The sequence below is a fragment of the Klenkia sp. PcliD-1-E genome (assembly GCF_024124375.1).
Lineage (GTDB): Bacteria > Actinomycetota > Actinomycetes > Mycobacteriales > Geodermatophilaceae > Klenkia.
The window spans coordinates 1-8,908 of the sequence record NZ_JAMXRZ010000149.1 but is presented as its reverse complement, the minus strand read 5'-3'; the positions used below and the strand labels follow the sequence as shown (position 1 = coordinate 8,908).

Genomic DNA, 8,908 nt, shown 5'->3' with positions numbered 1-8,908 from the left:
GCAGCACCGGCTGCGCCGCGGCCGGCAGCGCCGCCGGCCGCCCGGGCTGCGCCGCGGCCGCCACCAGCACCAACCCGAGGACGACGGCCAGGACACCGGTCAGCGACCGCCGCGGCAGGTCGCGCACCCGCCCGGGCCGGTCGGCGACCGTCGTCACCGCGACCGCCCCGGCCAGCACCGACTGCACGGTGACCACGGGCAGGGAGCGCAGGGCCACGACCCACAGCACCCAGCCCAGCCCGTCCAGGACGAGCCCGCCGACGTAGCGCGGCTGGGTGGCCAACGGCCGGCCCGGCCGCACCCGCCGGCTGCCCTCGACCTCCAGCAGCGACGCGGCGCTGTTGACGAACAGGGCCAGCACGGCGGCGCCGAACGCCAGCTCGACCACGGCGGCGATGGTGCCCGACCCCGTGTGGTCCGCGGTCGGGCGGGGCAGGGGGAGGGCATGAGCGTCGTGAAGATCAACGTGCTGACCGTGCCCGCCGAGGCCCGCGAGCGGCTCGAGGAGCGGTTCGCGAACCGGGCCGGTGCGGTGGAGTCCTCCGACGGGTTCGAGTGGTTCGAGCTGCTGCGCCCGGTCGAGGGCACCGATTCCTACCTCGTCTACACCCGCTGGCGCAGCGAGGAGGACTTCCGGGCGTGGCAGGACGGCCAGGACTTCGCCCGCGGCCACTCCGGCGGCGGGCCGCGGACGGCCCCGGCCGCCACCGGCTCCCAGGTGTGGTCGTTCGAGGTGGTCACGCAGGCGTCGGCGAAGGGCTGACCGGTCCGGCGTCGGCCCCCGAGCCGGACCCGGGCCCCCGGCGCGCCCGGGACTACTGTGCAGGGGACGACGCCGTCCCGGGGCCGTCCCGATCCGAAGTGGGAGCCATGACCGACACGCTCAGCCCCAGCCACACCTCCTCGCGCACCTTCGCCGAGGGTGTGCCGCTGGTGGTGGAGCAGGCGACCCGCCGGCCGGTGGCCGAGCGCGAGCAGCTGCTCGCCGACCCCGGGTTCGGCAAGGTGTTCACCGACCACATGGTCGTGGCCCGCTACGTCGCCGGCCGGGGCTGGACCGAGGCCACGCTCACCGGGTACGCCCCGCTGCAGCTGGACCCCAGCACCGCCGCCCTGCACTACGCCCAGTCGATCTTCGAGGGGCTCAAGGCCTACGCCCAGCCCGACGGCTCGGTCGCGGTCTTCCGGCCCGAGCAGAACGCCGCCCGGATGGCCCGCGGCGCGGTGCGGATGGCCATGCCGCCCGTCCCCGCGGAGGGGTTCCTGGCCGCCGTCGACGCCCTGGTCGACGCCGACCGCGACTGGGTGCCCACCGGCCCCGACCAGACGCTGTACCTGCGGCCCTACCAGCTGGCCGTCGAACCGTTCCTGGGCGTCCGGCCGGCGGCGGAGTACCTGTTCGTGGTGATCGCCAGCCCGGCCGGCGCCTACTTCCCCCGCGGGGTGCAGCCGGTGTCGGTCTACCTGTCCGAGGACTACATCCGGGCCGCTCCCGGGGGCACCGGCGACGTCAAGTGCGCCGGCAACTACGCCGCGAGCCTGCTGGCCCAGGAGCAGGCCATCGCCGCTGGCTGCGACCAGGTGGTCTGGCTGGACGCGACGGAGAAGAAGTACGTCGAGGAGATGGGCGGGATGAACCTGTTCTTCGTCCTCGGCTCGGGGAGCGACGCCGAGCTGGTCACCCCCGAGCTCACCGGCACCCTGCTGCCCGGCATCACCCGCGACTCGCTGATCACCGTGGCCCGGGAGCTGGGCCACCGGGTCACCGAGCGCCGGTTCTCCGTCGAGGAGTGGCGCGCCGGGGTGGCCGACGGCTCGATCACCGAGGCCTTCGCCTGCGGCACCGCCGCGGTGATCACCCCGGTGGGCCACGTCAAGGCCCGCACCGGTGACTTCACCGTGGGCGACGGCACCCCCGGCGCGGTCACGACGGCGCTGCGCGAGCGGCTGCTCGACATCCAGCACGGTCGCGTCGCCGACGAGCACGGCTGGCTGCACACCGTCACCGCCGCCTGACGTGCTGCGCTGGCGCGGCCTGGAGGCGACCCCGGGCGACCTGGGCCGGACCGTGGTCACCGTCGGCATGTACGACGGCGTCCACCGCGGGCACCAGCAGCTGATCGGGGCCGCGGTGGCCAAGGCGCGCAGCCTGGGCCGCCCGGCGCTGCTGCTGACCTTCGACCCGCACCCGGCCGAGGTCGTGCGGCCCGGTGCCCACCCGGCGATCCTCACCTCGGCCGACCGCAAGGCAGAACTGGTCGCCGAGCTGGGCGTGGACGCGATGTGCGTGCTGCCCTTCACCCCGGAGTTCAGCCGCCTGTCGCCGGAGTCCTTCACCCACACGGTGCTGGTCGAGCACCTGCACGCGGTCGCCGTCGTGGTGGGCGAGAACTTCAGCTACGGCCACCGGGCCGCCGGCGACGTCGCCTCCCTCACCCGGGAGGGACGGCGGTTCGGGTTCGCGGTGGAGGGCCTGGACCTGGCCGCGGACTCCGCGGGCGGGGGAGAGGTGACCATCTCCTCGACCTACATCCGCGCCTGCGTCGCCGCCGGCGACCTCGGGGCCGCGGCCCGCGCGCTGGGCCGACCGCACCGGGTGGACGGCGTGGTCGTCCGGGGCGACCGGCGCGGCCGGGAGCTGGGGTACCCCACCGCGAACGTGGAGTCCCCGCCCTGGACCGCGATCCCGGCCGACGGGGTCTACGCGGGGCACCTGGTGCTGCGCGACCGTTCGGGCCGCAGTGGCCGGCGCTTCCCGGCGGCCGTCTCGGTGGGCACCAACCCGACCTTCCAGGGCACCCACCGCACGGTGGAGGCCTTCCTGCTCGACTGGTCGGGGGACCTGTACGGGGAGCACGTGGGCGTGGAGTTCGCCGAGCGCCTGCGGCCGATGGTCGCCTACACCGGCCCCGAGGCGCTGATCGAGCAGATGGACCGGGACGTCGAGGACACGAGGCGGGTCCTGGGCACCGTGTAGCCTGGCACGAGCGTCGGTTGCACCGACGCGTGTGCATGCTGCCCCCGTGACACCGACCGGGGGCCACACGTGACCTGCCCAGGAGGCACCCATGGCGCTGGAGAGCGCGACGAAGAAGCAGATCATGACCGAGTACGCGACGGTCGAGGGTGACACCGGGTCCCCCGAGGTGCAGGTGGCGATGCTGACCCGACGGATCAGCGACCTGACCGAGCACCTCAAGCAGCACAAGCACGACCACCACAGCCGGCGGGGCCTGCTCCTGCTGGTCGGCCGTCGTCGCCGGCTGCTGAACTACCTGGCCAAGACCGACATCAACCGCTACCGCTCGCTCATCGAGCGGCTCGGTCTGCGCCGCTAGCACGTCGAGGGGCCGGCTCCGCACCGCGGGGTCGGCCCCCGAATCCGTGCGGCACCCGCCGCACGGGTCCAGGTGGCCACGCACCGGCCCTGGTCGCGCACCGCGCACGGCCCGGTCCTCGGTAGTGGCCCCCGGGACGCGGCAGGCACCAGCCCCGCGACCCGAGGGCTTCGATCGAAGACCGGTCCCAGGGACCCGGCGCACACCGCCGAACCAAGAGGGCGCCGCCGCATGCGGCGCAGGAAGAGGACTCACGAGATGTCCGCACCCACCGACACCACCATCGACTACGACGCCGAGGACGGCGTCTTCACCGCCTCCGCGGTGATCGACAACGGGTCCTACGGGTCCCGCACCGTCACCTTCGAGACCGGCCGCCTGGCCAAGCAGGCCGCCGGCTCCGTCGTCGCCACCATGGGCGACACCACGCTGCTGTCGGCCACCACGGCCGGCCGCCAGCCCAAGGACCACTTCGACTTCTTCCCGCTGACGGTGGACGTCGAGGAGCGGATGTACGCGATCGGGAAGATCCCCGGCTCGTTCTTCCGCCGCGAGGGCCGGCCGTCGGAGGACGCGATCCTCACCTGCCGCCTCATCGACCGCCCGCTGCGCCCGACCTTCGCCAAGGGCCTGCGCAACGAGGTCCAGGTCGTCATCAGCGTGCTCTCGCTGGACCCCGACCACCTGTACGACGTGCTGGCCATCAACGGCGCCTCGGCGTCCACCCAGCTGTCGGGCCTGCCGTTCTCCGGCCCGGTCGGGGCCACCCGCGTCGCGCTGGTCAACGGCCAGTGGGTCGGCTTCCCCACCCACACGGAGCTCGAGGACGCCGTCTTCGACATGGTCGTGGCCGGCCGGGTCCTGCCCGACGGCGACGTCGCGATCATGATGGTCGAGGCCGAGGCGACCGAGAAGACCATCGAGCTGGTCGCCGGTGGCGCCACCGCCCCCACCGAGGAGGTCGTGGCTCAGGGCCTCGAGGCCGCCAAGCCCTTCATCAAGGCGCTGTGCGAGGCCCAGTCGGCGCTGGCCGGCAAGGCCGCCAAGCCGGTGCAGGACTTCCCCCGCTTCCTGGACTACCAGGACGACGTCTACGCCGCCGTCGAGGCCCAGGCCCACGAGAAGCTGACCGTGGCCCAGGCCATCGCCGGCAAGGCCGAGCGCGAGGACGCCACCGACGCCCTCAAGGACGAGGTCAAGGCCGCGCTGGCGGAGGAGTTCGAGGGCCGCGAGAAGGAGATCTCCGCCGCCTTCCGCGCCGTCACCAAGAAGGTCGTCCGGCAGCGCATCCTGCGCGACAAGGTCCGCATCGACGGCCGCGGCGTCACCGACATCCGGCCGCTGTCGGCCGAGGTCGAGGTGCTCCCGCGGGTGCACGGCTCGGCGCTGTTCGAGCGCGGCGAGACCCAGATCATGGGCGTCACCACGCTGAACATGCTCCGCATGGAGCAGCAGCTGGACACCCTGAACCCGGTGACCCGCAAGCGCTACATGCACAACTACAACTTCCCGCCGTACTCCACCGGCGAGACCGGCCGCGTGGGTTCGCCCAAGCGGCGCGAGATCGGCCACGGCGCCCTGGCCGAGCGGGCCCTGCTGCCCGTGCTGCCCGACCGCGAGGAGTTCCCCTACGCGATCCGGCAGGTCTCGGAAGCCCTGGGCTCCAACGGCTCGACCTCGATGGGCTCGGTCTGCGCCTCGACGCTGTCGCTGCTCAACGCCGGTGTGCCGCTGCGCGCCCCGGTCGCCGGCATCGCCATGGGCCTGGTCTCCGACCAGGTGGACGGGAAGACCGAGTACGTCGCGCTGACCGACATCCTCGGCGCTGAGGACGCCTTCGGTGACATGGACTTCAAGGTCGCCGGCACCAAGGACTTCGTGACGGCGCTGCAGCTGGACACCAAGCTCGACGGCATCCCCTCCGACGTCCTCGCCGGTGCGCTGACCCAGGCCCGCGCGGCCCGGCTGCACATCCTCGACGTCATGCTCGAGGCCATCGACGGCCCCGACGAGATGAGCCCGTTCGCCCCCCGGGTGACCACGGTGCGCATCCCGGTCGACAAGATCGGCGCGGTCATCGGCCCCAAGGGCCAGATGATCAACGCGATCCAGGACGAGACCGGCGCCGACATCACCATCGAGGACGACGGCACGATCTACGTCGGCGCCTCCGACGGCCCCTCGGCCCAGGCCGCGGTCGACCGGATCAACGCCATCGCCAACCCGCAACTGCCCAAGGTCGGCGAGCGGTTCCTGGGCACGGTCGTCAAGACCACCGCCTTCGGCGCCTTCGTCTCCCTGCTGCCCGGCCGCGACGGCCTCGTGCACATCAGCAAGCTGGGCAACGGCAAGCGGATCGCCAAGGTCGAGGACGTCGCCAACGTCGGCGACAAGCTGCAGGTCGAGATCACCGACATCGACGCCCGCGGCAAGATCAGCCTGGTGCCCGTCGTCGAGGGCGGCGCCGAGGCCCCGGCCGAGGCCGCTGCTGCCCCCGCGGGTGAGTGACCACGGCTGACCGCAGCTCGACCGTGACCGGGGTGGGTGCCGACCAGGCGCCCACCCCGGTCGCCGTCGGGCAGACCGAGGTGCTCGACGTCGACGAGGTCGGTGGCCGCGTCGAGCGCACGGAGCTCCCCGGGGGCCTGCGGGTCATCACCGAGCAGATGCCGGGCGTGCTGTCGGCGACGGTCGGCATCTGGGTGGGCGTCGGCTCCCGCGACGAGCCACCCGGCCTGGGCGGCTCCTCGCACTTCCTCGAGCACCTGCTGTTCAAGGGCACCCGCTCGCGCACGGCGCTGCAGATCGCCACGGCCATGGACGCCGTGGGCGGTGAGATGAACGCCTTCACCGCCAAGGAGCACACCTGCTACTACGCCAACGTGCTCGCCAGCGACCTGCCGCTGGCGGTGACCCTGCTCGGTGACCTGGTCACCGACGCCCTCAACACGGCGCCGGACCTGGAGTCCGAGCGGACGGTCGTGCTCGAGGAGATCGCCATGCGCGACGACGAGCCCGCCGACGCCGTGCACGACCTGTTCGCCGGGACGCTGTTCGGGGACACCCCGCTGGGCCGGTCGGTGCTGGGCACCGTGGAGTCCATCGAGGCCCTCACCCGTTCCGACGTCGACGGCTGGTACCGCGGCCGGTATGCCGCGCCCTCGATCGTGGTGGCCGCCGCAGGCCGGGTCGACCACGCGCAGGTCCTCGACCTGGTGCAGGCGGCCTTCGGCGAGAGGCTGACCGGGGACGCCCGACCCGACCCGCTGCGGGACGGCGACGACGGCGTGCCCGGTGAGCCGGCGCACCGCACCGGTCTGATCCACCGGCGCACCGAGCAGACCCACCTGCTGCTGGGGTCGATCGGCATGGGCCGGCTGGACCCCGCCCGCTACGCCGCCGCCGTCCTGGACGCCGCGGTCGGGGGCGGCATGAGCTCCCGGCTGTTCCAGGAGATCCGGGAGAAGCGCGGGCTGGTCTACAGCGTGGGGTCCTCCCTCACGCACTACGCCGGCACCGGGGTCTTCTCCGTCTACGCCGGCTGCGCACCCAAACGGGTGCCCGAGGTGCTGCGGCTGGTCCGCGCGGGTCTGGCCGAGGTCGCCGACCAGGGGCTCGCGGACGAGGAGGTGGCCCGCGGCATCGGCCAGCTCAAGGGCGGGCTCGTGCTGGGTCTGGAGGACACCGGGTCCCGGATGAGCCGGTTGGGCAAGAGCGAGCTGTCCTACGGGGAGTACCTGCCGGTGCGCGAGGTGCTGGCCCGGCTGGAGGCGGTCGGCACCGCCGAGGTGCGCGCGGTCGCCGCCGATCTGCTGTCGCGGCCCACCGCGCTGGCCGTCGTCGGGCCGTACCGGGAGAAGGACCTGGACCGGCTGTCGGCATGAGGGAGTGGTTCGCCGAGCACGGCGCCCTGGCCCGCGGGGCGTTCGCCGTCTCCGTGCTGGTCGCCCTCGCCGTGCTGTTCGCCCCGCAGGGCGACGTCCCCGCAACCCCGTTCGGCGTGGACAAGGTGGTGCACGCAGCCCTGTTCGCCGCCCAGGCGTTCACCGCCCGGTGGGCCGGGGTCGGCCGCGGGGTCGCCGCCGGGCTGATGGTGCTGTGGGCGGCGGTGAGCGAGGCGTTGCAGGGCACCGACCTCGTGGGCCGCGACGCCTCCCTCGGCGACTGGCTGGCCGACGTCGTCGGCGTGCTCGTCGGCCTCCTGCTCTGGCGCGCGGCGACCGCCGTCCGCCGCTGACCCGCCCGGGGTTGCGTCCCCGTCCGGCGCCCGTCAGGGTGCCGACCATGACCTCCAGCAGCCCCGTCACCGCTCCCGCCCCCGATGGCTCGCTCATCCCGGTCGCGGTGCTCGGTGCCCGGGGCCGGATGGGCGTCGAGGTCTGCCGGGCGGTCGACGCCGCCGAGGACCTCGAGCTCGTGGCCATGGTCGAGGGCAGCGAGTGGCTGTTCAACGTCGCCGACGGCGGCGCCCAGGTGGCCGTGGACTTCACCCGGCCCGAGTCGGTCATGGAGAACATCCGCTTCTGCATCGACCAGGGCATCCACTGCGTCGTCGGGACCACCGGGTTCGACGACGAGAAGATCGCCACGGTGCGCGAGTGGCTCGCGCCCAAGCCCGACCTCGGCGTGCTCATCGCCCCCAACTTCGGCATCGGTGCCGTGCTGCTCATGAAGTTCGCCGCCGAGGCCGCGCGCTTCTTCACCTCCGTCGAGGTGGTCGAGCTGCACCACCCCAACAAGGTCGACGCGCCGTCGGGGACGGCGACCCGCACGGCGCAGCTGATCAGCGAGGCCCGGTCGGCCGCCGGCGTGGCCCCGGCCCCGGACGCCACCCAGGACGGGTCCTCCCTCCCCGGCGCCCGGGGTGCCGTGGTCGAGGGCGTTCCCGTGCACGCCGTGCGGCTGGCCGGTCTGGTCGCGCACGAGGAGGTGCTGCTGGGCACCCAGGGCGAGACGCTGACCCTGCGGCACGACTCCTACGACCGCGCGTCGTTCATGCCGGGGGTGCTGCTGGCGGTGCGCGAGATCCAGCGCCGGCCCGGCCTGACGATCGGCATCGAGTCCCTCCTCGGTCTCTGACCGGTCCGTGTCGGGCACGCGGGAGGGCGCCCGACACGCCCGCGACACCCCGTCGACACGTGACCTGCCTCCCAGACGGCGCCGGATCGGAATCCGCTGACCTGGCTGTTCGTCCTCCGGCGGCCCTGGACGGACACCGGAGGGACACCTCGGTGACCCCCCGGGTTTGACGCACCCCAGGCGGTGGCGTAACTTTCTCTCTGCGCCGGGGACGACCGCAAGGCCGGGCCCGAGGCGCCGAGCAGGACAACAAGCCGAGACATCGAAGGCCGAGAGGCTGGGGTTCTTGCGCGTCCGCTCTTTGAGAACTCAACAGCGTGCCGAAAGTCAGTGCCAACTGTTTGACCCCTTGAACTTTTGGTTCGGGGTTTCTGGATTGATGATCGAGATCTGTCAGGTCTTGGTTCTTGGTCTGGGTTGAATTCATCTACGGAGAGTTTGATCCTGGCTCAGGACGAACGCTGGCGGCGTGCTTAACACATGCAAGTCGA

At 73.0% G+C, this 8,908-nt stretch carries 8 protein-coding genes, 1 rRNA gene and 1 pseudogene; 9 read left to right on the top strand and 1 reads right to left on the bottom strand.

Features of this window, described 5'->3' with window-relative positions:
- A pseudogene (locus NH342_RS20415) lies at window positions 1–388 on the bottom strand (hypothetical protein); the annotation flags it as partial.
- 57 nt (window positions 389–445) lie between these two features.
- On the opposite strand from NH342_RS20415, the gene NH342_RS20410 reads away from it, so the two are divergent.
- The 9 genes from NH342_RS20410 to NH342_RS20370 form a co-directional block, all read left to right on the top strand.
- Window positions 446–763: an antibiotic biosynthesis monooxygenase gene (locus tag NH342_RS20410; RefSeq protein ID WP_253017752.1), complete on the top strand. Its 318-nt coding sequence runs from the start codon at window positions 446–448 to the stop codon at window positions 761–763.
- A gap of 107 nt (window positions 764–870) precedes the next feature.
- Window positions 871–2,016: a branched-chain amino acid aminotransferase gene (locus NH342_RS20405; protein ID WP_253017750.1), complete on the top strand. Its 1,146-nt coding sequence runs from the start codon at window positions 871–873 to the stop codon at window positions 2,014–2,016.
- A 1-nt stretch (window position 2,017) separates the two neighbouring features.
- On the top strand, window positions 2,018–2,977 hold the full coding sequence (locus NH342_RS20400; protein ID WP_253017730.1) for a bifunctional riboflavin kinase/FAD synthetase: 960 nt from the start codon (window positions 2,018–2,020) through the stop codon (window positions 2,975–2,977).
- Window positions 2,978–3,068: 91 nt separating this feature from the next.
- A complete protein-coding gene (gene rpsO / locus NH342_RS20395; protein WP_091066175.1) occupies window positions 3,069–3,338 on the top strand; it encodes a 30S ribosomal protein S15 in 270 nt (89 codons plus the stop codon).
- 258 nt (window positions 3,339–3,596) lie between these two features.
- Entirely contained in the window at window positions 3,597–5,846 is a 2,250-nt protein-coding gene (locus NH342_RS20390; protein ID WP_253017728.1) for a polyribonucleotide nucleotidyltransferase, read from the top strand.
- Window positions 5,847–5,878: 32 nt separating this feature from the next.
- Window positions 5,879–7,222, top strand: a complete 1,344-nt coding sequence (locus NH342_RS20385; protein ID WP_253017726.1) for a pitrilysin family protein — start codon at window positions 5,879–5,881, stop codon at window positions 7,220–7,222.
- Window positions 7,219–7,575, top strand: a complete 357-nt coding sequence (locus NH342_RS20380) for a VanZ family protein (protein WP_253017724.1) — start codon at window positions 7,219–7,221, stop codon at window positions 7,573–7,575. Before NH342_RS20385 ends, NH342_RS20380 begins: the two co-directional genes overlap by 4 nt.
- 47 nt (window positions 7,576–7,622) lie before the next feature.
- Window positions 7,623–8,417, top strand: a complete 795-nt coding sequence (gene dapB / locus NH342_RS20375) for a 4-hydroxy-tetrahydrodipicolinate reductase (protein ID WP_253017722.1) — start codon at window positions 7,623–7,625, stop codon at window positions 8,415–8,417.
- A 426-nt stretch (window positions 8,418–8,843) separates the two neighbouring features.
- Window positions 8,844–8,908: ribosomal RNA gene (locus NH342_RS20370) — 16S ribosomal RNA — on the top strand; the annotation flags it as partial.